Source organism: Caballeronia novacaledonica (assembly GCF_900258035.1).
GTDB classification, from domain to species: domain Bacteria; phylum Pseudomonadota; class Gammaproteobacteria; order Burkholderiales; family Burkholderiaceae; genus Caballeronia; species Caballeronia novacaledonica.
The window spans coordinates 131732-158017 of sequence record NZ_OGTP01000005.1 but is presented as its reverse complement, the minus strand read 5'-3'; the positions used below and the strand labels follow the sequence as shown (position 1 = coordinate 158017).

The 26286-nt window shown below is 57.2% G+C and carries 20 protein-coding genes and 2 pseudogenes; 7 read left to right on the top strand and 15 right to left on the bottom strand.

Annotated elements, in window-relative coordinates:
* Positions 1 to 74: 74 nt before the first annotated feature.
* Genes NOV72_RS10315 through NOV72_RS10305 form a run of 3 tightly spaced genes read right to left on the bottom strand, consistent with a single transcriptional unit; the run spans position 75 to position 4070 of the window.
* Entirely contained in the window at positions 75 to 818 is a 744-nt protein-coding gene (locus NOV72_RS10315; RefSeq protein WP_245932979.1) for an enoyl-CoA hydratase/isomerase family protein, read from the bottom strand.
* 34 nt (positions 819 to 852) lie between these two features.
* On the bottom strand, positions 853 to 1896 hold the full coding sequence (locus tag NOV72_RS10310) for a CDP-6-deoxy-delta-3,4-glucoseen reductase (protein WP_106854487.1): 1044 nt from the start codon (positions 1894 to 1896) through the stop codon (positions 853 to 855).
* 44 nt (positions 1897 to 1940) lie between these two features.
* Positions 1941 to 4070, bottom strand: coding sequence for an acetate--CoA ligase family protein (locus tag NOV72_RS10305; RefSeq protein WP_106854486.1), 2130 nt, complete (start codon positions 4068 to 4070; stop codon positions 1941 to 1943).
* Positions 4071 to 4439: 369 nt separating this feature from the next.
* Between NOV72_RS10305 and NOV72_RS10300 the strand changes: the two genes are divergently transcribed.
* The 3 genes from NOV72_RS10300 to NOV72_RS32240 all read left to right on the top strand — a co-directional run bounded on the left by NOV72_RS10300 (position 4440) and on the right by NOV72_RS32240 (position 7738).
* Positions 4440 to 5192 (top strand): hypothetical protein, encoded by a 753-nt coding sequence (locus tag NOV72_RS10300; protein ID WP_245932978.1) that lies wholly within the window; start codon positions 4440 to 4442, stop codon positions 5190 to 5192.
* Between the two features lie 313 nt (positions 5193 to 5505).
* On the top strand, positions 5506 to 6960 hold the full coding sequence (gene mdtD, locus NOV72_RS10295; protein ID WP_106854485.1) for a multidrug transporter subunit MdtD: 1455 nt from the start codon (positions 5506 to 5508) through the stop codon (positions 6958 to 6960).
* 562 nt (positions 6961 to 7522) lie between these two features.
* On the top strand, positions 7523 to 7738 hold the full coding sequence (locus tag NOV72_RS32240) for a hypothetical protein (RefSeq protein WP_181290967.1): 216 nt from the start codon (positions 7523 to 7525) through the stop codon (positions 7736 to 7738).
* 626 nt (positions 7739 to 8364) lie between these two features.
* Here NOV72_RS32240 and NOV72_RS10290 read toward each other — a convergent pair.
* The 4 genes from NOV72_RS10290 to NOV72_RS10275 all read right to left on the bottom strand — a co-directional run bounded on the left by NOV72_RS10290 (position 8365) and on the right by NOV72_RS10275 (position 13316).
* Entirely contained in the window at positions 8365 to 8571 is a 207-nt protein-coding gene (locus tag NOV72_RS10290) for a rubredoxin (RefSeq protein ID WP_106854484.1), read from the bottom strand.
* A 129-nt stretch (positions 8572 to 8700) separates the two neighbouring features.
* The gene (locus NOV72_RS10285; protein ID WP_106854483.1) at positions 8701 to 10815 is read right to left on the bottom strand and encodes a 3-hydroxyacyl-CoA dehydrogenase NAD-binding domain-containing protein; all 2115 of its coding nucleotides are present in this window, start codon (positions 10813 to 10815) and stop codon (positions 8701 to 8703) included.
* A gap of 581 nt (positions 10816 to 11396) precedes the next feature.
* Complete coding sequence (locus NOV72_RS10280; protein ID WP_216858872.1) at positions 11397 to 12134, bottom strand: IclR family transcriptional regulator; 738 nt, start codon at positions 12132 to 12134, stop codon at positions 11397 to 11399.
* A 189-nt stretch (positions 12135 to 12323) separates the two neighbouring features.
* Entirely contained in the window at positions 12324 to 13316 is a 993-nt protein-coding gene (locus NOV72_RS10275) for a Bug family tripartite tricarboxylate transporter substrate binding protein (protein WP_181290965.1), read from the bottom strand.
* A gap of 300 nt (positions 13317 to 13616) precedes the next feature.
* Between NOV72_RS10275 and NOV72_RS10270 the strand changes: the two genes are divergently transcribed.
* Both NOV72_RS10270 and NOV72_RS10265 read left to right on the top strand, forming a co-directional pair.
* On the top strand, positions 13617 to 14024 hold the full coding sequence (locus NOV72_RS10270; RefSeq protein WP_106854481.1) for a GFA family protein: 408 nt from the start codon (positions 13617 to 13619) through the stop codon (positions 14022 to 14024).
* Between the two features lie 987 nt (positions 14025 to 15011).
* Positions 15012 to 15896 carry a hypothetical protein gene (locus NOV72_RS10265; protein WP_106854480.1) on the top strand — a complete coding sequence of 295 codons (885 nt, stop codon included), beginning with the start codon at positions 15012 to 15014 and terminating at the stop codon, positions 15894 to 15896.
* A 297-nt stretch (positions 15897 to 16193) separates the two neighbouring features.
* Here NOV72_RS10265 and NOV72_RS10260 read toward each other — a convergent pair.
* The 7 genes and pseudogenes from NOV72_RS10260 to NOV72_RS10225 form a co-directional block, all read right to left on the bottom strand.
* A pseudogene (locus NOV72_RS10260) lies at positions 16194 to 16700 on the bottom strand (UPF0149 family protein); the annotation flags it as partial.
* A gap of 1137 nt (positions 16701 to 17837) precedes the next feature.
* A pseudogene (locus NOV72_RS10250) lies at positions 17838 to 19045 on the bottom strand (RNA-guided endonuclease InsQ/TnpB family protein).
* A gap of 254 nt (positions 19046 to 19299) precedes the next feature.
* On the bottom strand, positions 19300 to 19695 hold the full coding sequence (locus NOV72_RS32690; RefSeq protein WP_245932977.1) for a hypothetical protein: 396 nt from the start codon (positions 19693 to 19695) through the stop codon (positions 19300 to 19302).
* Positions 19692 to 20366, bottom strand: coding sequence for a hypothetical protein (locus NOV72_RS10240; RefSeq protein WP_146149978.1), 675 nt, complete (start codon positions 20364 to 20366; stop codon positions 19692 to 19694). The genes NOV72_RS32690 and NOV72_RS10240 overlap by 4 nt, the downstream gene beginning before the upstream one ends.
* Positions 20367 to 20810: 444 nt before the next feature.
* The gene (locus NOV72_RS33050) at positions 20811 to 21044 is read right to left on the bottom strand and encodes a BPSL0761 family protein (protein WP_106854477.1); all 234 of its coding nucleotides are present in this window, start codon (positions 21042 to 21044) and stop codon (positions 20811 to 20813) included.
* On the bottom strand, positions 21031 to 21366 hold the full coding sequence (locus NOV72_RS10230) for a hypothetical protein (RefSeq protein ID WP_181290963.1): 336 nt from the start codon (positions 21364 to 21366) through the stop codon (positions 21031 to 21033). The genes NOV72_RS33050 and NOV72_RS10230 overlap by 14 nt, the downstream gene beginning before the upstream one ends.
* Before the next feature lie 207 nt (positions 21367 to 21573).
* Positions 21574 to 22098 (bottom strand): DUF6471 domain-containing protein, encoded by a 525-nt coding sequence (locus tag NOV72_RS10225; protein ID WP_106854609.1) that lies wholly within the window; start codon positions 22096 to 22098, stop codon positions 21574 to 21576.
* Positions 22099 to 22252: 154 nt separating this feature from the next.
* On the opposite strand from NOV72_RS10225, the gene NOV72_RS10220 reads away from it, so the two are divergent.
* Positions 22253 to 22744, top strand: a complete 492-nt coding sequence (locus NOV72_RS10220; RefSeq protein ID WP_106854476.1) for an HAD domain-containing protein — start codon at positions 22253 to 22255, stop codon at positions 22742 to 22744.
* Positions 22745 to 23171: 427 nt separating this feature from the next.
* Here the strand turns inward: NOV72_RS10220 and NOV72_RS10215 are convergent, their stop codons facing one another.
* Entirely contained in the window at positions 23172 to 23423 is a 252-nt protein-coding gene (locus NOV72_RS10215; protein ID WP_106854475.1) for a DUF6471 domain-containing protein, read from the bottom strand.
* Positions 23424 to 23569: 146 nt separating this feature from the next.
* Here NOV72_RS10215 and NOV72_RS10210 point away from each other — a divergent pair, with 146 nt between their 5' ends.
* Positions 23570 to 26281, top strand: coding sequence for a Mu transposase C-terminal domain-containing protein (locus NOV72_RS10210; RefSeq protein ID WP_106854474.1), 2712 nt, complete (start codon positions 23570 to 23572; stop codon positions 26279 to 26281).
* Positions 26282 to 26286 lie beyond the last annotated feature (5 nt).

Sequence of the window (26286 nt, the reverse complement as noted above, 5' to 3'; positions counted from 1 at the left end):
TCCTTGCCAAGGCACGTTTCTACAGTCCATTCGTCGCGTGTCGCCAACTATTAAGAACGGTCGGCGGTCGTTACCTACTTCGCAACCTTCTGTCGATGCCGCGCGTGCTCCTCTCGCGCCTCGTTCAAAGCTTTTTTGAGCGAGCGGTTGATCCAGCGCTTGTTCGCCGCGAAGGCGTGAGGATCCTTAGACCCGAGCCCTTCGGCGACGACCTCGGCGGCCGATTGCAACTCACTAGGTGGGACGACGCTCGTGATCAAACCACGACTCAGAGCCTCCCGCGCCGGCATACGCCTGCCCGTCTGAATAAGATCCAATGCGAGGGCCCGACCTCCGATCACTTCAAGAATGTTCGCCCCGGAGAACGTGGGGATGCTCAGATTGATCTCGGGCAGCGTCAGTTCTGCTTCGTCGGCGGCAACACAGGCGTCTGACAGAAGCGCGAGCATTGCTCCGGCTCCGCTTGCGGTGCCGTTAAGGACCGTAATCACCGGCTTCGGGCAGTTCATGACCGCGTCCTGCAACGATGCCAACGCGTGGGAGCGGCGCTCACGTTGGCCCGCCTGGTCTCCGTCCACTGGCTTTTCGCGCACATCCACCCCAGCGCTAAACACGCGGGTTCCAGCACCTGTCAATAGAATTGTTTGCACGTCAGGATTGCTGCCCGCCTCGGCAATTGCGGAAGTCATGCGCTCCACCATTGCGACCGTCATCGCATTTGCTTTCTCGGCGCGGCTTATCGTGATCCAGATCTGAGCATTTCGCTGCTCGACGTCCACAGCGATAGTCGCTGAAGCAGGACTGACACTTTGCATCATTGCATCTCCATATGTTTCTTTCGCTCGGGTGGCCTCAGGCCGCCGGCGTTGCGCCTGACACAAAGATGTCGGCGAAAAATTCAGTTTCTGGCAGACGGCGTTCGTTAATGAAGTCCTTGCGGGCTGATTGAACAACGATGGGCGCCCCGCATGCATAAACTTGATGCTGCGAAAGATCGGCAAAGTCTTCCATTACGGCTTGATGCACGAACCCGGATCGTCCAGTCCAGCTGTCTTCTGCCGAAGCATCGGATATCACCGGAACATAGTTGAGTCCGACGTCCGTTACCCAAGCTTTGGCAACGTCATGCAAATAGAGGTCCTTCGGCCGCCGGCCACCCCAGTACAATGTCATAGGACGGCCGTGACCCTTGCGAACCTCTTGCTCGATCATCGATTTGATAGGCGCGAACCCCGTCCCGCTCGCAACGAAAATGATCGGCTTCTCGGTAGCTTCGCGGATGAAGAAGGTACCGAGCGGCCCTTCGAATCTGAGAAGGTCGTTCTCTGCCATCTTTCCGAACACGTGCCGACTGAATGGCCCGTCGTAATTGCGCAGATGCAGCTCAACGAACCCCGCGTCATCGGGCGAGTTGGCGATAGACAAGCTCCGACGGATACCACCTGGAATGGCGATGTTGATGTACTGCCCGGGCAAGAACGCCAGACTCTGATTGACCGGAAGTCGCAGACGAATCCGCATTACGTCGTCTGCTAGCCGCTCAAGGCGATCCACTCGACAGGCCAACTTGCGCACCGGATAGCCCTCCACCACCGGAACCACGTTGCATTCGACGGTCAACGCAGAACGTGGTTTAGATTGGCAGAGCAGCGTGTAGCCCTCGTCGATTTCCGCTTGCGTAAGCGTTGCCGATTGAGCCATACCAGGGTCTAACTCTCCGTCGACCACCCGCGCCTTACACGACCCACACACACCGCTTTTACAGCTGTAGGGCAGCGGATATCCGGCGCTTAGAGCGGCCTCGAGAATGGTCTGCTCAGATCGCACGTCCAGGGTACGGTCCAGCGGTTTGAAGAGGACTGGGAAGGTGTCCGAAAAAACTTGACCCTCACTCATGACAGATTTACCTTTTACTAACTGGAGTGTATTTGCGTCGCCGCTTACGCGTTGCCCGTGGTGGATGGAATGATCAAGGCGTCGGCTGCGACCACACCTTGCGTGAGCACGAAAAGGGGATTAACGTCGACCTCTTTCACGATGCCTCGGTTGTCCCACGCAAAGCGGGAAAGGGCCGAAAGAGCCTGGGCCACCGCTTCGACATCAAGGGCAGCGGATCCGCGCGCGCCGTCCATGATCCGTCGGCATTGCAGTTCGTCAACCATCTCGCGAGCAGTTTTCACGTCAAAGGGCGCGAGGCGGCAAGCGGAATCTCGAAGAAGCTCGGTATAAATGCCTCCCGCCCCGACCACAACCACGGGGCCGAACACCTCATCATTCACGACGCCAGCGATCAGCTCGAAGCCACCCCGAACCATTTCAGAAACCAACACGCCTTCAATGCGCGCCGCCGGTGCGTGTGTTCGCGCATTCTCAAGCACCTCTGCGATCGACGATTCGAGTTCTTCTCGCGTGCGCAACCCCACCTTAACGCCACCGACTTCGGTCTTGTGCGGAATGTCGGGGGAGACAATTTTTACGACCAAAGGACCCTTCAGCGTATCGAAAAGTGCCCCGTCGACACCCTCGACGATGACATCCTTCGTGACAGGAATGCCTGCTGCAGCCAAAATTTCCTTCGACTCGATTTCCGACAAACTACCCTTCTTGATTGCGTCCGAGAGACCGTTGGTTCGAGCTCCAGCGTCATCCGCCTCCAACGCATGCGCTGAGCCAGTCAGCTTCATCTTAGCTTCGCCATATCGCTTGAGCATTGCGATCGCTCTGGCCGCACGTGAAGGCGACGGAAGAACTGGAATCCTCGCGCGATCGAAGATCTCCAGCGCGGGAGCAATTTGGTCTGCGGGAGCTGAAGAGAAGACAAGTACCGGCTTGCCGGCTTCACTTGCAATGCCCGCCAAGACTTCAGCAGCAGCGACGCTCCCGGCGTTGCCGGTCGTAGCAAGGTTGATGCAGACCGAGTGGACCGATGGATCGTCGAGCGTGGCAAGAACCGCCGCCTTCAACTTTTCACGGTTTGCAGCGGAAAAGTAGCCAGCAGTCAGGTCAATGGGGTTGTGTACTGCTCCGATATTCGGGACGACGTCCTTGAGCCGTGCTTGTGTGCTTTCACTAAGGTCGCACAGGGAGAGTCCCTCCGGCTCCCCCGCATCGGCAAACACGATTGCCGATCCTCCCGACACGCCCATGACACCGACCCCGCCACCAGACGGGTACTTCGCACCGGCAAGCGCCTTCAGAAAGTCGACAGCCTCGTGGATCTCCCGGATCTCGACGATTCCAGTCTGCTTGAAAAGCGCGCGATAGAAGTCGTAGCTGCCTGTCAGACTTGCAGTGTGAGAGGCTGCCGCGCGAGCGCCTTGCTCCGTCACGCCCCCTTTCCAAAGGAGCACGGGCTTCCCTGCCGCCAGGGCACGGCGCCCAACGTCCAGCAGCGCGCGTCCATCCCTTGTACCTTCGATATATGCGACGATGATTTCGGTTTCGGGATCGTCCAGGAGGGCATCGATAAGCTGAACGGTATCGATGTCGGTCTCGTTTCCTGTCGCGATCACATGGCGAAAACCCACACCGGCGGCGGCGCACCCAAGAGCGAGGCTATAGCCGAAACCGCCGCTCTGCGTCACGAGAGAAACCGATCCTACCTTGAGCTTCGGCTCACGCGTAATGCTGCCGAATGCGGCATACACGTTCGAGTGAATATTGGCAAACCCAAGACAATTCGGTCCGATGATACGCATGCCCGACTCACGGGCGATCGCGAGCATCTTCTTTTCCAGCTCGATGCCTTCCGGACCGCTCTCACGGAAGCCACCGCTCAACACAACAGCGAACGGGATCTTCTTGGCAGCGCTTTGCTCGAGAACCGCCAGTACACCTTTTGCGGGCACACCAATAACGACGAGATCCACCGGTCCGTCAATCTGATCGACTGCCGGGTAGCACTTCAACCCTTCGAACTGCTCGTACTTGGGGTTGACTGGATAAATTTGTCCCGCGAACCCATTCTTGAGCAACGCTCGGACGGTTTGTGAACCGGGGCGAGCCGCGTCGTCCGACACACCCACGACTGCGACGGATCGGGGTTCAAATAAATGTTTGAAGGAGTTCATAGGTCAATAAATCTCGGGCTTGAGCTAGATGCCGCTCGGATTGAAACGAAAAAATTGCACGGTCACGACGCGTCATCGATGTACCGCTGGTTGACTGAACTCTATTCCTGGAAAACTGCCACGTCAACAAAAAATGGAATTGGTTTCGCTCAATGAAACACAAACCCCTGACACGTCGCTACAACGACCGAAACAGCCACCTCCTCGCATATCGCGCTTAGCGGGTCATCTGTTCCGATCAACGGAACCCATGCTACTTATCAAAACCCATGATAGGATGCACCTGTGATCGCTAAAGCAGCCGACGAGACCGCGATCCATCCGACACACCGACCCTGCAGGCAGTGGTTAGACACAAGGAGATTTCTGATGATTTACACACGAAGCGGCACAGACGCTCTCGCAAATCGCAACGTCGTGGTTTCGCCCGGCACGGGTAACGAGCACTGGGGCACCGTCTTCTTTGGGCCTCGCAGTTCGAACAGCGCGGGCGCTGGGCCGCAGGCGACGATGTCGGAACTCAATCCCCACGAATCCGTTGTCTCCCACTTCCACGGGGTGACGATGTTCCAATGCTTCATCGCGGGATCGGGTACCTTGGGCGCCCGCAAACAGGTTTTGGAGCCTCTGACGGTTCAATTCAAGGATCACCACACCGCTTACGGCCCGATCGTCGCCGGCCCTCAAGGGCTTTCGTTCGTTGCAATGCGCATGTACACAGGCAACTCGGAGCCCGTGTATCTTGATAAACCCGGCTACAGGGACCGCCTTGAACCGAGCAAGCGTCGCCATCTCACGTCAGAGCCTGTTCGTTTCTCTATCGAACCTGTGCTTGCAGCAAGAAAAGAGGCAGTCTGGGAGACATTGCTTGAGGACTCGAGTGACGGCATGCATGCCCAGGTCGTTCGCCTCGGCGCAGGTATGAGCGTCCCCGGACCCGATCCGAAAGCAGCGGGCGGCTATTACGTGCTCGTTGGGAACGGCACTCTGTTGCACAACGACGAAGAACTGCCGCTGTGGTCAATGGTCGTGGTGGAACCTAGCGAAGAGAAGTTCGACATCCGGGCGGGCGATAAAGGTCTGGAAGCGCTGGTCCTGCAATACCCGCAGGAGGAACGCTAAGTCAAGTCAGACTTGCGCCCCTGCTTCCTCACGCAGGGGCCGTAACCCGGCTTTCCGAAACGAGTAATAATTTGGGCCACACCAGTTTCAGTGGTTTTCCATTACAAAGACGTGGTCTGCTCCCTGCATGTTCCATGGGGCTTCGACGCTCCAGTCGGCCTTCGGCGGCGACAACCTCACCGTCGATGCAGGTCATCGCCTGCCTCATCAAGCGCTCCTTCTCTCGCACTCCCGCTGCGCCACGGCAGAACGCTGCTCTCTGGTCATGTCCCAAACGCCGACTTCACCGATTCGATAACCGGAACAGTATCTGATGAGCGATAACTCGATTGGCTCACAAACGGTCGAACTCGACAAAACAAGCGCACGAAAAGTCACAATGACACTGTGGCTAGTTGCAACCGGCTTTTTCATGCAGACGCTCGACACGACGATCGTCAACACCGCATTGCCTTCGATTGCCCGCAGTCTCGGAGAAGCTCCGCTCCACATGCAATCCGTCGTGATTGCTTACTCGCTGACAATGGCGCTCGTGATTCCCGCTTCCGGGTTTCTCGCGGACCGATTTGGAACGCGTAGAGTCTTCCTCGCTGCGATCATCATCTTTACCGTCGGCTCTTTGATGTGCGCAAACTCCCGTGCGCTATGGCAGCTGGTGTCTGCGCGAGTCGTTCAAGGAGTGGGGGGGGCGATGCTGCTGCCGGTTGGACGGCTGGCAATACTGCGCAATTTTCCACGGGAACGGTACCTGCCGGCATTGAGTTCGCTAGCAGTCCTTGGACTAGTGGGTCCGCTGCTCGGCCCGACCCTGGGCGGATGGCTTACTGACGTCGCCTCATGGCATTGGATATTCCTCATCAACGTACCAATCGGCGCAATCGGCTGCATCGGATGCTTTTTCTTCATGATCGGGAAGCCCCAGCCGATTGTGACGCGATTTGACTTCAAGGGATACATTCTTCTAGTGCTCGCCATGCTGTCCCTAACCATCGCGCTAGATGGACTTGCGGAGCTCGGCCTACAAAGAGCCTCCGTATTGGTTTTGCTAATCTTGGCATTCGCGTTCCTCGTATCCTATGCGCTGCACTCCACAGATAATCCAGCGTCGCTTCTCCCGCTGACCCTACTCAAAATCCCAACATTCAAGATCGGTCTTCTTGGGAACCTGTTTGCTCGCATCGGCGGCGGAGCGATGCCATACTTGCTGCCGCTGTTCTTGCAAGTGGCTCTTGGATACACACCATTTCATGCGGGCTTGATGATGCTACCCGTGGCAGCAGCTGGAATCGCGTCAAAACGAGTCATCGTTGCGATGATTACAGCGTATGGCTACCGTACGGTCCTTGTCTCCAATACAGTTCTTGCCGGACTGAGCATGGCGAGCTTCGCCTTCGTTGACCCGCAGCAGCCGCTATGGGTCCGACTCCTACAGCTTGCGTTCTTTGGCGCGGTCAATTCAAACCAATTTACTGCGATGAATGCGCTCACCTTGAAGGACTTGGATACTGTCGGCGCAAGCAGTGGGAATAGTCTGTTCTCGCTCACCCAAATGCTGTCCATGAGCCTCGGGGTGACAGTGGCGGGCGCGATGCTAGCGATGTTTGGAAACGTATTTTCAAAGCATCTGCAGCCTCAAGCTCTACCCGTGTTTCACTCTACGTTCGTGTGCGTCGGGTTAATCACGATGTCATCTGCTTTCATTTTTGCCCAGTTAGCGTCCGACACGAGAGGCATCGACGCCCGGAAGACCAACGCGGTCGAAGATTAGACTGTCACACCCCCTGGTTGCACGTACGAGTCGTCCAGCCGCCGTTGATCCACGCACTGCATTGCCCTGCCGATTTCACTGCGACCGGCAATCGAGCAACGGGTCCGTCGGCGCGCGGGTGGTTCCGATAGACTTGATTGTCACTGGTTGGAGGCGAGCCCGCGATAATTCGCTGTTTCGGAATTGGCATGAGGTTGCTATCTGGCACCCCTCGCCCTGCTGTTGACTTTGGGCTTGCCACACCCGTGCCCTCTCAATTGCCCGCCAAAGAGGCGGGCGTTCTTTTTCGGAGGTGGTTGGGGATGTGACCAAAGCCTCACCGTGCTGCATCCGTGCACCTGCAAATCGATGAGCAGCCCGCGTTAACTGACCGCATCGGCGCCCAGCATCGACATTTTGTGCGTCATCTCACTCGCTAAGATCGCGATTGCGCGAAGAATGCCAGTTTCGGCCGCAGTCGCCTCTCCATTGAACAGTCTGCCAACAAGAATCACACGGTTCACCGAGCGCATGCCTCATCAACGCTTCGTCACCACGCCGGAAGCCACCACCGATCATCGCCGTGCAGCAAAAGACGGCAGCAACGACGACTTTGGGTAGCGTTCGCAAGGACGCGAGCGCGCCGTCGATCCCCGAAATGACTCGACACGAACGCACCATCGACTTCGAAATTGCGCGTGCGGCGTATATCGTCGACATCCTGGATGCCCGTTCACAACGAGCGTTCGCTGCCAGAAATCGCAGATCAGCTATAGGTGATCCCGGTCATCGCGGCTGAACGCTGTGCAGGCAGCCGGCGAACTGGTTGCCCAACTTTGGGGCGGCGAGTAATTTTCGCGAGACCCGGCCTGTGCGGCCCTGCGAGAGCATCTATCCACAACGGGCCAACAGCCCGACGCTTCTTGTGCTTTACCTCGAGCGCCATGAATGCGATTAGTGCCCCGGTAGATTGCGAACCGCGCTATTCCACAACCGGACGAAAGCTTGCGGAGGCGGCGAAGTCGGGGACGTGAGTTACAGAAGAATGCTGTGCGCTGGGTTGACGAGAAGGCCAGCGCCGATCAACCCGTAAGTCGGCGCCTTCGTTACATTTCATGAGACGCGACTTCGGGAACTGCACAGGAGTTGATTCGGAAGGCGGTCTGTTGAGCAGGCGTTCCATCACGAGACCATGCTGAACAATCAGTCCCGTAGAAAGCAACACGCCCGAAGCTCCGTGGAAATAGTCGCACGGAGCTCTTGACGTTTCGAAAGAGCCTTGCGAAGAGCAGTGCACACCACCGTGAGATAGGGCCGCTGCAACTGCGCACCGCTATTCAGCGGCAGAACGTCGTACTCGACACCTTACTATCGACATTGCGTGGAATGAATTGGAAGTTTGATTATGGCGATTTTTGACTTCCGTCAGATCTCGACCATTTCAAAATCGCCTTTCTTCGCCGAGCACTCGGGACATACCCAATCTTCCGGAATGTCTTCCCAACGAGTACCGGGCGCGATCCCTTCGCTCGGTAGACCTTCAACCTCGTCATACGTGAATCCGCACAGAAGGCATTGCCAAACCTTGAATTCACGAATCTCGGTACTTTGTCCTTCGTTTTCAGCCGTCATATCATTGCCTCGCAACTCGGTTCGACGAGCGCCTGGAACTAACTTTGGGTCGTTGCCGCGCGTTCGCGACTGCAAGAACCAAATCCGTTTCGATGGCTCCTACTTATCATTGAACCAGGCGCTGAATGCTTAAGAAAGATTAGGCGCTTGGGCTTCTCGAAGCGATCCACCAACTTCGGCGATCTGCGCCAACAACTGACTTGGCTTCCAGCGCTTTCCGTACTGCTCGTGCCACGCACTGACCTGCTCAAAGATCTTTTGTGCACCAATCGAGTCTGCCCAGTACATCAGTCCGCCTCGATGGCGCGGGAAGCCAAAACCATACAGCCACATCACGTCGATATCACTTGCGCGGTAGGCTTTACCATCTTCCAGTATCTTGCAGGCCTCGTTCACCGAAGCGAAGAGCAAGCGGTTCAGGATCTCGTCGTCTGAAAACTCACGTTGCGGGACGCCAAGCTCACGACCAACGTCACGGATAATCTTCGAAACCTCTTCGTCCGGATGCGGCGTGCGATCACCTTCGCTGTAACGATACCAACCCGCACCATTTTTCTGCCCCTTTCTACCCATCTCAACCATGCGATCGGGGACGTGGAGCTTTCGATAGGTCGGGTCTGCAGCGGCGCGGCGCTTGCGCGTATCGTAACTAACGTCGAGACCCGACAAATCGCTGACCGCAAAAGGTCCCATTGGATAGCCAAATCCAACCATGACCTTATCCACCTGCTGGGGCAGCGCGCCTTCTTCCAGCATCAGCATCATCTCCGTCACCAGCGGCGCGCGGCTACGATTTGCCGCAAAACCATCGCAAGAACCTGCAACGACGCTTACTTTGCCGAGGTCACGCCCCAATTTCGTCGCTCGGAGTATCGTTTCTATTGACGACCGGTCGCCCCTGACGACTTCGCAGAGTTTCATGACATTCGCAGGCGCAAAGAAGTGTGCCCCCGCGACATCATGCGGACGTCGTGTAACGGCCGCCATCGTGTTGATGTCGATCGCCGAAGAGTTGGTAAGCAGGAGCGCCCCTTCCTTCATCACCGCGTCCAGCTTCGTGAAGACATCTTCTTTCAGATCGATACGCTCGAACACTGCTTCCACGACAACATCGGCGTCCCCGATGTCCTCATATCGCAAGACAGGTTGTACGTACGTCAGTCGCTCGTTCATTTCTTCTTGTGTGAGGCTTCCGCGCCGCACTCTTACCGCATACGTGTCGTGAATCCGCTTCATGCCTCGATCGAGTGCCTCTTGCGTGACTTCGAGCACTATCACCGGAACGCGAACGTCCGCAAAACAGATTGCGATTCCAGCCCCCATTGTTCCAGCGCCCACGATTGCAGCGGATCGCACGCCTTCAGGCTTATAGGACGCGGGCGCGCCCGGAATCTTTTTCGCCTCACGCTCGGCAAAGAAAGCATATCGCAATGCCCTCGCTTCATCCGAGCCCTCGAGCTCCGAAAACAGTCGCTGCTCAAGGGCCAGTCCGTCCTCGAAGCTACCGGTTAGTGCCGCTTCCACGCAAGCGACAGCGCAGTGCGGTGCCTTCACGTTACGAGCCTTGCTAAGAGCGGCCTTCTTCGCCGCTTCCCAGGCTTCAGGGTGCTGACCCGCATAGGTAATTTGATCAGTCATGTCCCGAACCCGTGGCAATGGGCGCACGGGCGCGACGTCTTTCGCGTAAGAAATTGCGCTAGCCAGAAGATTTTCCTGACTCACAATCTGCGTAACGATTCCGGAATTCAACGCCTCGAACGCGGAAACATGACGACCACTGCTGATCATGTCAACAGCCACCTTCGGTCCGATCAACCTCGTCAGCCGTTGGGTCCCACCCCCAGCTGGAATTATCCCGATGCTTACCTCAGGCAGTCCCAGCTTGGCGTCAGGCGCGGCGATTCGATAATGACATGCGAGGGCATGCTCGAGTCCCGCGCCAAGAACGTAGCCTTGCATCGCGGCTACCACGGGCTTCTCACATGCGTCCAGGGCAGCAGTGCTGACGCTGGTACTGATTTGGCGCGTCTTCCCAAACTGTCGGATATCGGCTCCGGCGATGAAGTTCTTGCCTGACCCGATGAGCACAACCGCCTTCACTGCAGGGTCAGCGCCGGCGCGCTCCAGGCCATCAATGATGCCCTCCCGCATACCGGGTGCCAGCGCATTGACCGGCGGATTGTCGACGGTAATCACTGCCACGCCGCCCTCGACGTGATAACTGACATTCTGTGTATCGCTCATCAGGTGTCTCTCTTAATATCAAAATCGCTGACGGTGGGTCAGCTAATCCTGTGAAATCCTTTCCCGAGGAAGGCACGTTGAACCGCAGATGCCTCCCCGGGAGTCGACCTTCCCACCTCCGAACCGTCCTTCGCCGCGCAGAAGAAAACTTCAGCCCATCGTAACACGCGTTCCGATGATCAGCATTAATTCCACTGATCGGAACTTCCGCACCGAGATGTCACGATTCGAGAGACTGGCGCGACGATTGACAACACGACACGGATTTACGAGTCGCTGAGACGCGGTGGGAACTCGCATCACGGGCTATGGCTGGAGGCGCACGAACCGACAGTGACGAGCAGGAGGACAAGCTACGGAACGACGCCGGATTGCACCGCCCACGAAGAGCCGGAAAGGGAGTGTGGGATGGCGGCTTGGATTCTTGGATTCTTGGATTCTTGGATTCTTGGATTCGCGATAGCTTGCGAAACGCTGCGCTCGTGGATTTTCTCCACCTCATTTCAACGGCAACGCCGAAATGCGGTCGCAACCTCCGACGGAAACGCCAAACCTTCAACAGATCGGTAACGACAGTTTGATTACTGGTAGAGCGCGCCAAACCGACGCGAGATCTTTTCGGCCGCACTCACCACCAGCCGTATGGCCTCGTCTTCGTTGACCCGTAATCTTACGGTGGGCGCAGCAACGGACAAGCAGTAACGAACTTCCTGATTTGCATCCCGAATTGGCGCCGATGCCGCCGAAATGCCGAGTAGCCGTTCGCCGTGAGAAACTGCATAACCATGTGCGCGTATCAGCTCAAGTTCTGCGATGAGCGCCTCATCTGTTACGTTCAAAACGCGGGCCACCGACGGCAAGATCGACGTCAACTCGAGCGGCGGCATGTGAGCTAAAAGTACCTTCGAACCCGAACCGCCGAGCAATGGCGTTTCCTCTCCCGGTTGGGTAACCGCTCGCAACGGCGCAGACACAGTGGATAAGGCATCAATGCAAACACGGCTTCGTCCCGACAAGGTATGCAATGAAACCGTTTCCTTCGTCTGTTGAGCTAGTTCAACCAGTATTGGTCGAGCGATTGCTCGAACGTCCAAGGTGCTCCTGACCATGCCCGCCAGGCGAGTGAACCTAAAGGAGAGGCAATACTGTTGATCTTCGAGACGGACCAGGTATCCTGCCTTCTCAAGACTTTGCACTATCCGAAAGGCGGTAGACTTCGGCAGTTCGATGCGCTCCGCGACCTCTTGTAAGGTCAGACTGGTTCGATCCGAACTGAAGCTTTCGAACACAGCAAGAATGCGCTGAACAGACCGCATCATGTTTCGGTTCGCTGTAGATGGCTCGCTTGCAATGTTTGTCATAGTCACGCGGCTGAAGACCGCTGCACCTATCGTTTAGCGACGACCGAAAGTTTCGTGTCCCCACAAGACACCCCGTAAATCTCCCTGCTTGGGTTGAGCGCCCTCGCGCTCAAGATGTCGGGAATGCGCCCTCTCACTTCGCAGATCCTACCCTCCGTCACCGACAGTGACGGACTGGCCCAGCCTCCGCCATTTCGGGACCTCTTTTGACATGTAGTCGGAAAAGTACGCGGTTTCACCCGAAACTGGCTCGCAATAGAGCGAATTACGCATCCGGCTGGCTACTTCCGGAGAACTCGATACCTTATTCACAGCCGCACTGATACGCTCAATCACGGAGGAAGGAACGCCTTTCGGTCCGATGACTCCGTAGAACGTATAGTTTTCGATGCCGTGCAACGAGGCGTTGTGGGATTCCGCGAGACTCGGGACTTCAGGCAATGCGCTCAGCCTGTGGTTACCCGTGACTGCAATAGCCCTCAATTTCCCAGCCTTCAAAAGAGGAATGACAAACTGCGGCACGCTCAGGCCTACCTGTATATCGCCCATCCCGATTTCTTGAGTCAGCTCTTGATCAGACCTGTACGGAATATGGGTCATCGATATTCCAGCGACGCTTTTCAGGTACTCGACTTGAAGATGGCTGGCTGCACCAACGCCTGCAGAGCCAAAATTCAATTGCCCTGGGTGTGCTTTGGCGTAGCCAATGAGATCGTCGATGGAATGAATATCTGTCTTAGGGCTGACCACGAAGACGCCTGGCGCCGTTGCAACCATCGAAATGAGACTAAAATCGTTTAGAGGGTCATAAGGCAGGTCTTTCCTGACTCCCGGCCCTTGAGCCAGCGCGCTTCCGCTTGCGAGCATTAGCGTGTATCCGTCGGGCGGTGACGCCATCAGCATTCTGATGGCAACGAGAGACGACGCGCCGGGTCTGTTCTCGACAATAACCGTCGCATGCAACTCTTCTTGCAGGCCGCGAGCATAGAGCCTCGCAATCGTGTCGGTGCCGCCGCCAGCAGCAAAGCCGACCAGCAATCTGATGGTTTGAGCTGGAAAATCCTTCGCCCTCACGCTGTTGAGCCCGGCTAGACTCAACGACAGCAAGACAATAATCTGGACAATCTTCCTTCCAAGCATCCCCAACCTCACACGTCTTATCTGTTCACCACAGTCGAGGACCATCGTACCTGCACCGCTACGGTCCGTCGATCATGAATGTAAACACTAAGGCCGTCATCGTCAATGTTTTTGAAATTGGTTTCACTGAACGGAACTTTCAACGGGCATTTCTTGACACCTGTCACGCGTCTAAGCAAGGGCGGGTATCTTAGGTGAATGGAACGGTAGAGGCGGTGGACAAGCAGACACGGGCGTGGCGCCGCTGTAGCTGTTACCATCGGAAGGCCATTCCATGTCGAACTTCGCATTGGAGCAAAGATGAAAGTCGATGGTCAATGTCACTGCGGTGCGATTAAGTATGAAGCAGAGGTAGAACCGGGCAACGTGGTCATCTGTAATTGCGAGGATTGCCAAAGGCAGTCTGGCTCGGTCTTTCGAGCTAATATCCCGGCGCCTGCGGGGTCCTTCCGAATTGTCTCGGGCACGCCTCGGAAATACCTAAAAATTTCCGACAGCGGAGCAAAGCGCATCCACGCATTCTGCGAGAACTGCGGAGGGCCGGTTTATGCCTGTGCTGCCGAAAACCCGCAGACATATTCACTGAGAATCGGGGCGCTAAATCAACGATATGAGCTCGGGTCTCCCTCGCGGCAGATCTGGATGAAGCGTCGATTCTCTTGGCTAACTGAACTCGATGATGTGCCTGGTTGTGAAGGTCAGTCGTAGCTTGCCTGCTCCAGTGCTTCCATGATTGGGCAGCACTTCAAGCGATTGCTCGCGGTGTTGTTCGCCGGGCCCGCCTGGCTCGTGCTGCCGCATACGAGTTTGCGATCGCATCGCAGGTGAATCACGTCGGCGGCTCAACAGAGCCAAGCCTTAAGTCAACTCACGGAGGTTGCGAGCTCCAGCTTTCTGCGGAGCAAGCGTTTTTGCTTGGCGAAGCGCGGGAACAAGCAGGCGTGGACGCAATCGCTGTAAGGGCACCAGATGAAGTGTCAGCCAGCTTGAGAGCAGCAGTCGGTGTTCGCGAATCCTCGCGTGTGTTGCAAAGCGACGCATGTTAGCCTATCGATGCAGCGCGAGCACCTGATGCCCCGTGTAGAGGCAACCACATCGAACTTGGCTACGGGCACCAGTGCTGCATTATCTCGTCGAAAATATCCACACCGGAACGGCCCGACGCCCAGGCGCATCGTTAAGTATGCAGCGGCCCCTATGATGCAACGTGCTGACTTAGCCACGCCCCGATTTCGTGGCTATCGCTCAATTGAGCGAAGAAGCAAAACGCTGCTTCCCCCTGCCGTACTTCGCCGAGGCCGATACGATCCGAATTTCATCGTCCATCAAGCGGCCAATGTGTGCCACAACTGCAAGCGGCCGACCATCGAGGATGAGAGCGCGCTACAACCTATGACCAGCGCGAACCCAAGCCGAATTTTTATCAAAAAAGCGTGGAACGCCCTGGCCACTACAGAGTGAGTGAATGTCAATCCACGCCCTTTCGGAGAGCGTTGCTCAATTTCTACAACCGCTTGGCCGCGCTGATACTGATTCGACAGCACACTTACTTCCAACCGCAAGAATGGCTCTCGAACGTATCAAGCCAAAAACCTTGCAGACGCCTTTGAAGGCATATTTCCCAACCATTTGAAGCGTGTCGTGTTCCGCGGTATCTTCGAGCGTTGTCCCTCCGCATGAACCGACTCTCAAAATATGCAAATGTCATCGAATGTCGCGAAGCGCGACCATCAGAGCCCGAAAGTCGGCACGCCGGCGTGGCTCCAATGCGAAGTGAAGCGCTACCTCGATAGTGGCGACTACGACAGCAACTTCACGGGCTGGCCGGGCGACAATTTCGTCGACGTCGCTCAAAAGGCGACTCTGCGCCTGCGAACTTCCCTCGTTGAGGAAACGCATCGGCGAGCAGACGGCTTTTGCAGCCAGGTGATGGTGCCGGACGACTTGCATGCGTGGGCCCGCAATAAGCTTTCACCGATGGTCGATGGGCTGTTCCCTGCTGACGAGCGCTCCATCATCCTCGACATGCTTGCTCGCAACGTCGTGTTTCTCACAGCCGAGAACATCGAGCGGATTCTCAAGCAGCAAATGTGGCTCTCGACAGCTTGGGACATCGCGAACCTCTACCTCGCAAGCATCGGCGCGTCCGTTCTATCGCAGGACGCCTGCCACATCGTGGGACTGAGCGAAGAAACGACTTGCTACGTTTCGATGTCGTACTTCGCCGAGACCGATCCGTGCGCGGATTTCGTCGTCCACGAGGCGGCACACGTCTTCCACAACTGCAAGCGCACTACTCTCGGGCTAAATGAGAGCCGTCGCAAAGAATACCTGCTCAACATCCACTACGCTAGGCGCGAGACGTTCGCGTATGCATGCGAAGCCTACAGCCGCATCACCTCAATGACGGCGAGCACCACGCAGCGTCAGGAAGCTCTCAAGCGACACGCGGATGACTTTCTTCCGCCGGACGAACGCGTCGACCATGGCGAATATCTCGACATACTTGGCGAAGCCGTTCGAGCCCGCAACGGCTGGCAGCACATCCTTAAGCGATGCGCCCCTGATAAGGTCCGCTGATGTATCTTCACGCGCGAAGAACATACAACCCAGGTCCCAGACCGCGGCTCTTCTCAGGCCTGCGACAGCCGCACGAACTTTCGCGCCCGGATCAATGAAGCGTCGACGGCTTATCCAGACAGCAATGCTTGAATTTTTTGCCGCGGCCGCACGGGCATGGTTCGTTTCGGCCGATTTCTGCGCCTCCCGTTGAAATGACCGCCGCAGCGCCATACCCGACGACGCCCTTCTATGCGGCTCAAAAAATCGGTAAATGTGCGTCAGCCCGGCGATCATAGTCTCAAGCACGTGTTCGCGCTTTTCCGGAGTAATCGCCGGAGGTCGCATGTGCGGGTCAGGGTCGTGCTCATGATGCAGCATCATGATCGGCACCATGGCGCCGCCGTTCTCTTCATCGTCGATGAGTTCGCTCCAACTTTCCGGTCGCATTTGCACCGCTCGCATGAAGCCATGCGCCCAGTCGTTTGCTGGAGCTACATCATCTTCCCCTTCCAACAAGATTGGCAGATACACGTCCGGCTCCTGCAGCGTGCGCTGCAGTTCTGAGCTGATCGCGCTCCAGTGTCGCGTTAGAAGATGCGTGATCTCGGCAGCTTGCTCGTCGCCCTCGAACGCCACGCCCTTCCCCCATATGTTTGGCAGGTACTCGCTGGGAAACACCACTTCGGGACCACAGATCAATGCAGCGAAGTAGCCGTCGAGAAATTCGATGTTCAACGCCGGATTGCCGACGGAGTTGAGAAACTCGGCAAGACGGTCGAGTTCGGCGTCAGTAAGCGGCTGGTGGGAAGTTGAATTATTCACGGAAGTATTATTCTCTCGGATGCGAGCGTCGAGTAGCTGGGGGGCTTATTCATTATACGGGGAGCTACTCTTGCATCGAGGAACAACTCACCGGCTGAGTTGCTGCGTCCAAGCTGACGCACCGACAGATCGTGCGCACTGGTCTCAATGATTCTCCCCGTGGCATTGGGCTCCGTTTCCTTTACGCCGTCGGGAAGAACTTGCCGTGGACCAACGCATTCAGTTTGCGCAGCACACTCGCCTAGTTGCCAAAGCCTGCGCTCGGCGATGCGTTTCTTGGAGGAAAAAATGCCAGCATGAACCGCGTCCGGGAGCGGTAGGCGCCCTTCCCACCGACGAACGCTCCATCGTCCTAAAGATGCTCGCGGCTGGTGTCCTGCTCGTCCTAAAGATGCTCGCGGCTGGTGTCCTGCTTCTGACATCCATGAACGTCGCGTCAGTCCTCATCGACCAGAAGACCTACAGTCGCATGGCCTCGACGGCCAAGAGCATCATGCCGCGGCGGGATGCGCTCGAGCGGCATGCGGATGGTCCGCTCAATCGACAATGTCGGTAGTTTGAATCTGATGCGAGGCCCTCTTGAAGAAGCTCATCATGCGGCCCGTTATGCTACACGCGTTCTCCCGTGGAGATTCATCGTTTGCGCGACGTTTAACGCGTGAATTCTGCGACTCTTCGCCAGCGATTCGTTCCCGGCCCGCGCCAACGCAACGCTAACAGCGTCCGCTGAACCTGCCAACAAAGCACCGCTTCACAGCCCTCGTAGACAGTCCCCCTCGCGTCGCCGAATTGAGCACGGTATCAAAACGACCGAGGCAATTGCGCCGGCGACCTCCTGCCTTGATGTTATCCACAAGCTTGTCAACAAAATCTGTGGAAAACGCGTAAAGCTTTGGCCCTAAGCGACTCTTAGACGCGAAATAAATCGTCCCTCTTCGCTCATTTTGCTTTTGAAAGCATCGCACGGCACCTCTCCAACTCTATGCTAAGCGAATCGATTTCTGCCTGCATGCCATTAGTCCGTTTCAAAAGCGCACCCACGTCATGCCAGTAGGCGTAGCCGAGTTGACATCCACCTCCCCCTCTCGCTGACGCTCGCCGGCCGAAGGCCGGGACGGGGGGAGAATTCCTACTGCGCTACCACGTAGTCGCTTCGGCGGGTTCCTGCCACGACGCCCTTACCTCAGGCGAAGAATCTGCACAGGCTAACAAGCGCTGTCCGCGCTCTAAAATATTGATTGCACCGACGATGTCGGCGTGATTCTTATAGCCGCACGACACACACGCGAACCGGGCTTGAGTCTTCCGGTTTTCCTTCGCCACGTGTGCGCAGCACGGGCACGTGCGGCTCGTGTTGTGCGCTGGTACCGCGAGCAGCATGCCGCCGGACCAGGCCATCTTATACTCAAGCTGGCGCCGGAATTCGCCCCAGCCCTGGTCGAGGATAGCCTTATTGAGCGCGGCCTTCGCCCGGACGTTCTTGCCCGGTGCCTCAATGGTGCCCCTTGCCGACTTGCTCATGTTGAGCACCTGCAGGTCTTCGATGCATACGAGCGCGTGGTTTTTGCTAATCGTTGCTGAAGCTTTGTGCAGGAAGTCTTTGCGGGCGTTCGCGATGTCGGTGTGAAGCTTCTGGACGCGGGCCTTCGCCTTCTTCCAGTTACGGCTGAATTTCTTCTTGCGCGCCATGCGCCGCTGATACCTGGCGAGCCGCTTCTCGTGCTTTTTGAAGCTGTTTAGCGGGGCGATGTGCGAGCCATCGCTCAGCGTGGCGAACCGTGCGATTCCGACGTCTACGCCGATCGCGCTTGTGGCCGTCGGCAAGGGTACGTCGACTTCGCGCTGGGTCTGGATGCTGGCGAACCACTTTCCGCCGGACTGGCTGACCGTGACGTTGCGCACCTCACCGAGCACGGGCCGACTGTTGCGGTAGCGGATGTAGCCGAGCTTTGGCAGAAACAGACGGCTGTTGCCCTGGTCGAGCTTGACCTGTTTCGGGTCCGGGAACCGGAAGCTATCGCAACTGCCCTTGCGCTTGAACCGCGGAAAAGCTGCCCGTTTCTCGAAAAATTCGTGTAGGCGCGCTCGAGGTCCTTTAGCGCCTGCTGCGATGGATGCACGGGCGCATCGGCCAGCCAGGGTGTCCGCGCGCTGTTGCGCCACTCGGTGAGCAGCTTGCACAGGCCAACATAACCGAGCCTTTTCTCGCCGGCCGCATGGCGCTCTTGCTGCAACGCCAACGCCTTGTTATAGACGAACCGGCACGCACCACCGAACTGGCGCATTTTGCGCACCTGCTCACCGGTGGGCGTGAGTTCGAACTTGAAGGCTTGGAGGCGTCTCATGAGACCGTATAGCTCGGTCCATGAGGCATGAAAGCGACTTACGCGACAGACATGGCACTGAGAAGGACACCTACGGTGTCAGCGCTATCCTCCCCGCCGTGAACGACGGGGCTTGTCGGGCTGCCCGGTCAAGATCGATTGCAATGAAGAACGCCGGGTAATGGAGACGAAGCTCTTATTCTGCTTGCGGCTACAACAACCAGGGGCGCTCTTCCGCCCTCTCGACTCTGAGATGATTCCTGAAGTTTTCTGTCTCACTCCGATTTGCGAAGCATCGTGCGGCATCGTTCCAGCTCTTTGCTGAGCGAATCTATCTCCGCTTGCATGCCGTTTGCCCGCTTCAGAAGGTTGCCGACGTGATGCCAGTACTCGAAACCGAGGTCACCGTCCGCCAACGCCAGTTCGTGAATTTTCTTGAGCGCTATGGAAAGATCGATTTGATTGTCAACGGGCATCTCTCCACCTTCCGCGGTATTCGAGGTTCGGTTCACGCGCGACGACGCAGAACTGCGCCCAAAAAAGACTCCCGCCTCCACGTATCGCTTCTCGATGCGTAGCACGACCAGGCTCAACACGAATCCGATGGCCGGTACATACAGCAAGTGCGGATTTCTGAGCGCGAAGGTCCAAAGCGCTTCAATGAACTTCACGATTTCCGCGCACGCGATTCGTTGCCATTAACACGCCTCGCCCACTGCGCTACGAAGATTTCAGCCGCCCGCAACACCCGTTTCACCTCGCCATGCATAAGCACCTGAAGCGGCGTGATACCGCCGAGCGACTCCTTCGGCTTGGTGCAGAAGCTCCACTTTTTCCACCCGTCGAAATCACCCAGCTGGCGCACGACCTTTGCCAGTGATTTGCGGTCGAGTTCGGGCGCAAGAAAGAACGCCGGATAGTATTCGTCGCCGCCGACCTTAACAGTGAATATGCGAGATGCCTCGACGTCCTTGGCCAGCCGCTGCTCTGTGATACCCAATGCTTCGGAGACAATCGGTGCGCGCAGCAACTTTCCTTCGACAACGAGCGAATACCGCCCCGACCTTCGCCGTTTCGGACCACGTTCGCTAGCGCCAAGTTGCTTCTTTTCTTCCTCGCGAATCGCACGCAGGTCTAAATTCAGCGCCGTGGCCCGACCCATGGTTCGCGCAAGACAGATCTTGAAGCGTCGTCCGACCTCAGCATCCGGAAGGTCCAAAAGCGCTTCGGCTGCGATCGGGTCGAACAGGATTACCGCCACAGCAGCGCGGCGAAATACGAGCTGCAGCCGAGCGTCGTCGAGGGGAGGATTGTCGTCTGTTGCACGTGAAGACCGTGGCATCGTCGTGCCTCAAAAATCACAGCGAAACGCTGTTGGGTGGGGGCCGAAGGCGCCGCCGGCGTCAACTTGTCGCATCGTGTTTCTCGCTATCGCCGCGATCCCCCTTGCGACAGTGGGACTCGAAGTTCCCCGCGATGCTGTACAGGCGACTAAGCATCTCTTCGCGGCGTCATGCCGCTTCGAAACTACACGCGATGCCATCAGACGTCGCAGCCGAATGCACCTGGTTGCCCATTAGCATCAGGGCAAGCGCGGGTTTCCAGTAGTTCGCTCGGACGCGACGGACTGTCAAAAGCGCAGCCAAGGACGAGCGGTCGAACGCTGCACCCTGCCACGAGCAAACGTCACGGCCGCGTGAAACACACCCGGCGGATATCCAGCTCACCAACCATCCCTCGTCGCAGCGCAAAGCGCCACTCCCCTGGCTGCCCTCCTTCGTCGATGCTAGCTCCTTCGTCGATGCTCCCTGCGCGTATCAACCTGCGCCGGTTCCGCCCACAGACTCGGCAGCGCGATCGCGGACACATCGATGTCGGCTTCGCTCGGGTAGTGTCTGAGCAGCGTCATAGCCAACGTTCGCACGAGGTCAGCGCAGTAAGGGCCGCGCCCATCCGCCAGAGTTGCGAGCAAGGCGCGAGCACCCACCACGGCTCGCGTCCTCTGCTCAGCGGTGCTCATGCGCGCTCCACGAGTTCATCTTGTCAGTCACATCAACGCATTCCTCGACGCCGTTCGCCTCGCACCAGCGATCCCATACATACTTCGCATCATCGGCATACCCGCTGTCGCCAACAAGCGTGTAGACGCGCCCGGACCGTGTCGTGCCTTGCGAGGCTACGACATCGAAAGTCTCGATAGCCGAGCTGACTCGTCCCGTTCGATCGCTCGCGTTTAAGCCGACGAAATGACGGGTATCTTGCGGAAGGATTTCGAAGACGCGCCATTCGAGCAGGCGAATACAAGGCTCGCTCGATACTGACGGCAGAGACCAGATTGGCATGATTGCCCTCGACAAGAGGGCCGGCATCGAGCATGCGCTCAACATTGAAATGCCGGCAGCCCGATGTACCGGGCGGCAAATGTCGCGGCGAGAGAGTTGGTATTTGACTTGGTGGCTCGTCCGACTGCATGGGGATTCCCATGCGTTCAACTATAGAGCCCTCGTGCGCGAAGTTCAAGGCGCACTTCCGCCTGCCGACGATCGTTGCTATCGCAACTTTCTGCTCATAGCGACTTCATTGACAGCGCTGATGTCGAGATAGAGCCACAGTGCGTCAAATCGACAGACCGTTGCGCACTGGAAGTACAGGGCAGCACTGAACACGCCGTCCTCTATCTGGCTCTCAAGCGTTTCCGTTTCGACATGCACGCCCAACTCTTCAAGCCGCCTGCTCAGCAGGTTCGTATCCAACCAGGGCTGAGTCGCAAGGTCCGCCTTGAAGGCCCCTGCCGCCCTTGCCTCCCAAGATCCTGCAACCTGTTGCGGATACACCCATGTACGGGGGAGTGCAGAGCCCGCTGCGCTGAGCGCCTGAAGGAAAAAAGTGAACTTGAACGTCCCCCTGTGCACTTTTCCTTCGATCGAACGCGCAGATTCTTGAATGCCGATCTCGGCGAGCCTGCGCGAAAGGTCCTCGTAGCTCACACCCTTGTGGACCAGCGCAGCCCGAAGCGCTCTGGAGGCGAGATGAGCCCAAGCCGAATCGATCGTCTGCGTTTCTTCGCCTTGCATTCTCGCTGACATGTGCTTTAATAAGTGATGTGAAAACCCATGCGGCCTCTCACTACAAAGAAAAAGCCCCTCGAGAGGACCCCTCTTCCCCGCCGCAATCCAACGATCCAGGCCCCATCGCCTGTAAAAACAAGCGGCACAGAGAACCGCCGCCATGGACTCAATTCTTTACCTCGGCATAGAAGGTGTGCTGTTTCGAGCCCACACGCACAGTCATACGGTTCCGTGCCGTGCGCACGCAGTCCCTTCTCCGGAACCCCTGCCGCTGCTCGAATCAGTGTCGACAATCGTCGCGCGCGAGACGAACCTCAAGATCGTGCTCAACAGTTGGCTAGTGATCGATTACGGCTTCCGAAAACTTCTTCGCACACTACCCGTTGGTATAGCACAAAAAACGATCGGCGCAACAATCAACGGAAATCGGCTGCACAGTCGGCCGATAGCATACCGTGCGAGAGCCGAACTGCTGCGCGAAGACGTCGAGAGACGCAAGCCCACTCAGATCACCATCGTTGATGCCTCGCGAACTGCAATCCCTACCGAGCTACTCCACCGATCTATCTGTGTGAGCGAGTCGGACATCCAGTGTCCATCCGAGTTCGCCGCGATCTTGCGTCGTTTCATTGATTCGCATTGCCAAGATTAGGCCGAAGCGCCGTCTTCGGTGGTGCGTTCGCACACGCTCGAACTCAATGCTCTCGCGCTCAGTGAATGAATTCGCTCGTTCCGAGGAAACTTCGATTGGGAGAAATCAAATGAAATCGTCAAAGAGAGAACTTCGAGAAGAATGGGCCGAAAGAGTCTGGCCTACATTGGAATTCTGGATGGTTAGATCGCGTCTCAGCCGTCGCGATTTCGACGTCGATGCGCTGGAAGAAATCGTTTCGAAGGTTCGGTGCATTCCGACGTGCATGTCCGCCGCCTATTGGAGCGATGGCAGCGCGAAACACTTCCTCCCACTGAGCCGGAATAGAGACGCTCTGTGCCGGGAGGCGGCGATGTTGCAAAAGAAAGAGAAGACTGGTCGCGAAGTTGCGCCAGCGGTGACCGGTGCAATGAGGGCATCCGTTCCCCTAGGTCGAGGTCTCCTCTTCCATCGCATCAAAACACGCCAGCATGAAGGCGGCCGAGAACCGTTTGCGATTGATCTTCCGGTTAAGCTGGCCTGGGGACTCAACGATCCCAAGGCGCTCGAGTCGCAGCGCCAATGCCTTGTAGCTGAGTTTGCGCTCGATCATCTTCGATACGATGAGTTCTCGCGCCTCCTCCTCCCACTCTCCGTAGACATTCTCGGCTGGGGGCGCCATGTCCGGTCGTTTGCTCATTGCTTAATTCTTGATTCGGTTAATCGTTCGCGCCCGCTATCTGCACTTGCCTCAGGTGGCATTTCACCATATACGCGCGCCAGCGTCTGCATGCCCGACGCATCTTCTCTAACCGTTTCTGCCGGGTCGGTCTCCCGCCAAGCGCCATGCTGACTAAGGCTCAACTGGCCGAGCTCTTCGAACGACTTGGCACCCCGCCTGCCGGCCAGAAGCTCATTGCCAACGCTAGGATACAAGCGCCGGTTCGCGAGGTGACCTCGCGAGGTGGCAACGTCATCACCGTTCTCGCCAGCCAGAAGATGGGGCGCGAAATTCGAACTGAAAGCCGACACATTGAGTTCGCCGTTGCCGTCACGAAAGAGCACGCCGCCGACGTCCTGGAATACTACGCGCAGCCTTGTGAACTCAAGCTCAATCTCGTAGACGAGTCCACCGGCGAGTTCAAAAAGATCCAGCACTTCCCGGATTATCTCACCGTTCGCAGCGACGGCTTCACGCTCGAGGAATGGAAGTCCGAAGCGAAGCTGTTGCGCCTGGCGGACAAGTATCCGTATCGCTATGTCCGTGCCAGCGACGGACAATGGTACTCGCCGCAGATTGAGCAGCAACTTGCTGAACGAGGCGTGCGGTACCGCATCTTCAGCGAGGATTGCATTCCACGTCGACGCGTGGAGAACCTTCTGCACCTCGCCGATTATTTCCTGCCGGGCGCAGAACCGCTTCCTCCGGACAGCGTCGGACGTTTGAACGCCGCTCTAGCTGAGCATGGCGCCCTGTCCTTCTTCGAGCTGCTCGAAGCGCCATACGGGTTCTCTGCCGACTTCCTCAACCAGGCTATCGCAGACGATCTCATCGCGACTGCCCTCGACCAAGAGACCCTCGCAGACAAGCGAGCGTTCTTTCTCTACCGTGACGCAGCATTACGCGACCTGCTCCTTGCGGACAAGAGCTTCGGACAGATGCCCGGAGTGGAACGCTTTTCGCTCGAAATCGCGCCCGGCTCCCGGTTCCTGTTCGAAGGCCAGGAGCTGACGATGGTTTTAGTTGGAGAAGAGTCGATTGTATGTAATAGACAGGATGGCACGAACATCCAGCTCACCCGCGAATGGATTGAACTTGCGCACGACGGGAATCAGATCACAGCGCTCAAAAAGGGCGTGACGACCTCAGGCAAGGACATTAGCCTCTTCTCACACGAGGAGTTGCAGACCGCCTTCCGCAGACAGACGATCCTCGACTCGATGAATTCCGAAGGGAAAGTATCGCCCCGGACACTACGACGTTGGCTCGCGCGGAGACTCGTCGCTCTGGCCAATGGAGATAACGCTGCCCTCGCGTTGGTACCCAGGAACGCGGCGAAAGGCAATCGGACGCCAAGGTTGACCGAGACGCAGGTCCGTCGAATGGACGAGGTCATTGACATCGAGTGGCGCAATAGCAATGCAATCAATTACGGTACGTGCTACCGGAAATTGGAAACCGCCTTCAACGGCACAGGCGAGAAGGCGCCGTCTTACCCGACCTTGATCGCGCGGATCAAGGCACGGAAGACGAACCGCGACGTACGAACCCGCCAAGGGAAGCGCGCCGCATATCAGGAAGATGTATTTATCGACGTCCTGTACTACGACACTCCCGTGCATGGTAGCCGCCCCTTTCAATACGTCCACATTGACCATACCGAACTCGACATTGAGCTTATTTCGAGTCGTACTGGCAAGCCGTTGGGCCGCCCGTGGCTAACGTTAGCGGTTGACGCGTGGTCGAGGCGAATAGTTGCCTTCTATCTTACCTTCGATACGCCGTCATATCACTCAGTCATGATGGTCGTGCGGGACATAGTGCGGCGGTTCGGTCGGCTTCCCGAGTTTATCATCGTCGACAATGGTCGTGATTTCATGACATTGGCCTTCGCAACCTTCCTTCGCGTGATGGGCACGCAGTTGCGCTTCCGTCCAGCGGGACAGCCAAGGCATGGGGCGGTGCTCGAGCGTATGTTCGGTCGGCTCAACACTGAGTACATCCACAATCTCGCCGGCAACACGAAAGCGACTAAGAATGTCCGCATGGTGAGCGGCTCACATCTTCCAAAGAACCTGGCCGAGTGGACGTTGCGCAGCCTCTATTACGGACTGCAGCACTGGGCATGTGAGTATTACGACCAAGAGACACATCCTGCATTGGACGAATCGCCGCGAGATGCATTTCGGCGCGGCGTGCGAGAAAACGGACACCGCCCTCAGCGGCACATCGTGTTCAATCGAGATTTTCTGATCGCCACGTGTCCGCCCGTCGACCGCTCCGGCGTACGGACAGTCAATCCTCAGCGCGGCGTGAAATACGACCATCGATACTACGCGAACACGGTTTTCAAGTCCTCAAACGTCGCTGGAGAGTCGCTGCCTGTGAGATACGACCCTTGGGACGGGGCATCCGTCTACATCCGACTGAAGAACGAATGGGTTCAAGCTAGCTGCAGAAGCCTTCACGGTCTCGGTCAATTGACGGACATTGAGAAACGTGCGCTGACTTCTGAATACCGAAGCCATTACAAGGCGCCTGACGACGACGAGCAACACGCGCAACGCCTGCGAGAGTTCATGCAGGTATTTACGCCAAAGGGCGCACTCGCACTGGAGCTGGAGCGGCAGTCGGAAAACAAAGGCCTGTACAACTCGCTGGGAATGGCAAGCATCGAGCCCATCGCTGAGCCTCGTCGCCCTCGCCTGCCAAGCGAGCCGCCCGTTGCACGCAGGCCGGCGCCGCTACATGACACGTCTGATAACGCCACGCTATCTCATGATCCTGAAGCCGATAGTGCTGCGCTTTCAGACCTCGATGATTTCGATGACCTTTAGGAGCT

Bases quoted from the DNA above. Each gene is read 5' to 3' on its own strand.
- NOV72_RS10285 (WP_106854483.1), bottom strand. From the start codon at position 10,815: ATGAGCGATACACAGAATGTCAGTTATCACGTCGAGGGCGGCGTGGCA.
- NOV72_RS10265 (WP_106854480.1), top strand. From the start codon at position 15,012: ATGCAAATGTCATCGAATGTCGCGAAGCGCGACCATCAGAGCCCGAAA.
- NOV72_RS10300 (WP_245932978.1), top strand. From the start codon at position 4,440: ATGATTTACACACGAAGCGGCACAGACGCTCTCGCAAATCGCAACGTC.
- NOV72_RS10225 (WP_106854609.1), bottom strand. From the start codon at position 22,098: ATGCAAGGCGAAGAAACGCAGACGATCGATTCGGCTTGGGCTCATCTC.
- NOV72_RS10290 (WP_106854484.1), bottom strand. From the start codon at position 8,571: ATGACGGCTGAAAACGAAGGACAAAGTACCGAGATTCGTGAATTCAAG.
- NOV72_RS10230 (WP_181290963.1), bottom strand. From the start codon at position 21,366: ATGCCAATCTGGTCTCTGCCGTCAGTATCGAGCGAGCCTTGTATTCGC.
- NOV72_RS10280 (WP_216858872.1), bottom strand. From the start codon at position 12,134: ATGATGCGGTCTGTTCAGCGCATTCTTGCTGTGTTCGAAAGCTTCAGT.
- NOV72_RS33050 (WP_106854477.1), bottom strand. From the start codon at position 21,044: ATGAGCACCGCTGAGCAGAGGACGCGAGCCGTGGTGGGTGCTCGCGCC.
- NOV72_RS10310 (WP_106854487.1), bottom strand. From the start codon at position 1,896: ATGAGTGAGGGTCAAGTTTTTTCGGACACCTTCCCAGTCCTCTTCAAA.
- NOV72_RS10315 (WP_245932979.1), bottom strand. From the start codon at position 818: ATGATGCAAAGTGTCAGTCCTGCTTCAGCGACTATCGCTGTGGACGTC.
- NOV72_RS10240 (WP_146149978.1), bottom strand. From the start codon at position 20,366: ATGCCACGGTCTTCACGTGCAACAGACGACAATCCTCCCCTCGACGAC.
- NOV72_RS10275 (WP_181290965.1), bottom strand. From the start codon at position 13,316: ATGCTTGGAAGGAAGATTGTCCAGATTATTGTCTTGCTGTCGTTGAGT.
- NOV72_RS10220 (WP_106854476.1), top strand. From the start codon at position 22,253: ATGGACTCAATTCTTTACCTCGGCATAGAAGGTGTGCTGTTTCGAGCC.
- mdtD (WP_106854485.1), top strand. From the start codon at position 5,506: ATGAGCGATAACTCGATTGGCTCACAAACGGTCGAACTCGACAAAACA.
- NOV72_RS10270 (WP_106854481.1), top strand. From the start codon at position 13,617: ATGAAAGTCGATGGTCAATGTCACTGCGGTGCGATTAAGTATGAAGCA.
- NOV72_RS10215 (WP_106854475.1), bottom strand. From the start codon at position 23,423: ATGAGCAAACGACCGGACATGGCGCCCCCAGCCGAGAATGTCTACGGA.
- NOV72_RS10210 (WP_106854474.1), top strand. From the start codon at position 23,570: ATGCTGACTAAGGCTCAACTGGCCGAGCTCTTCGAACGACTTGGCACC.
- NOV72_RS10305 (WP_106854486.1), bottom strand. From the start codon at position 4,070: ATGAACTCCTTCAAACATTTATTTGAACCCCGATCCGTCGCAGTCGTG.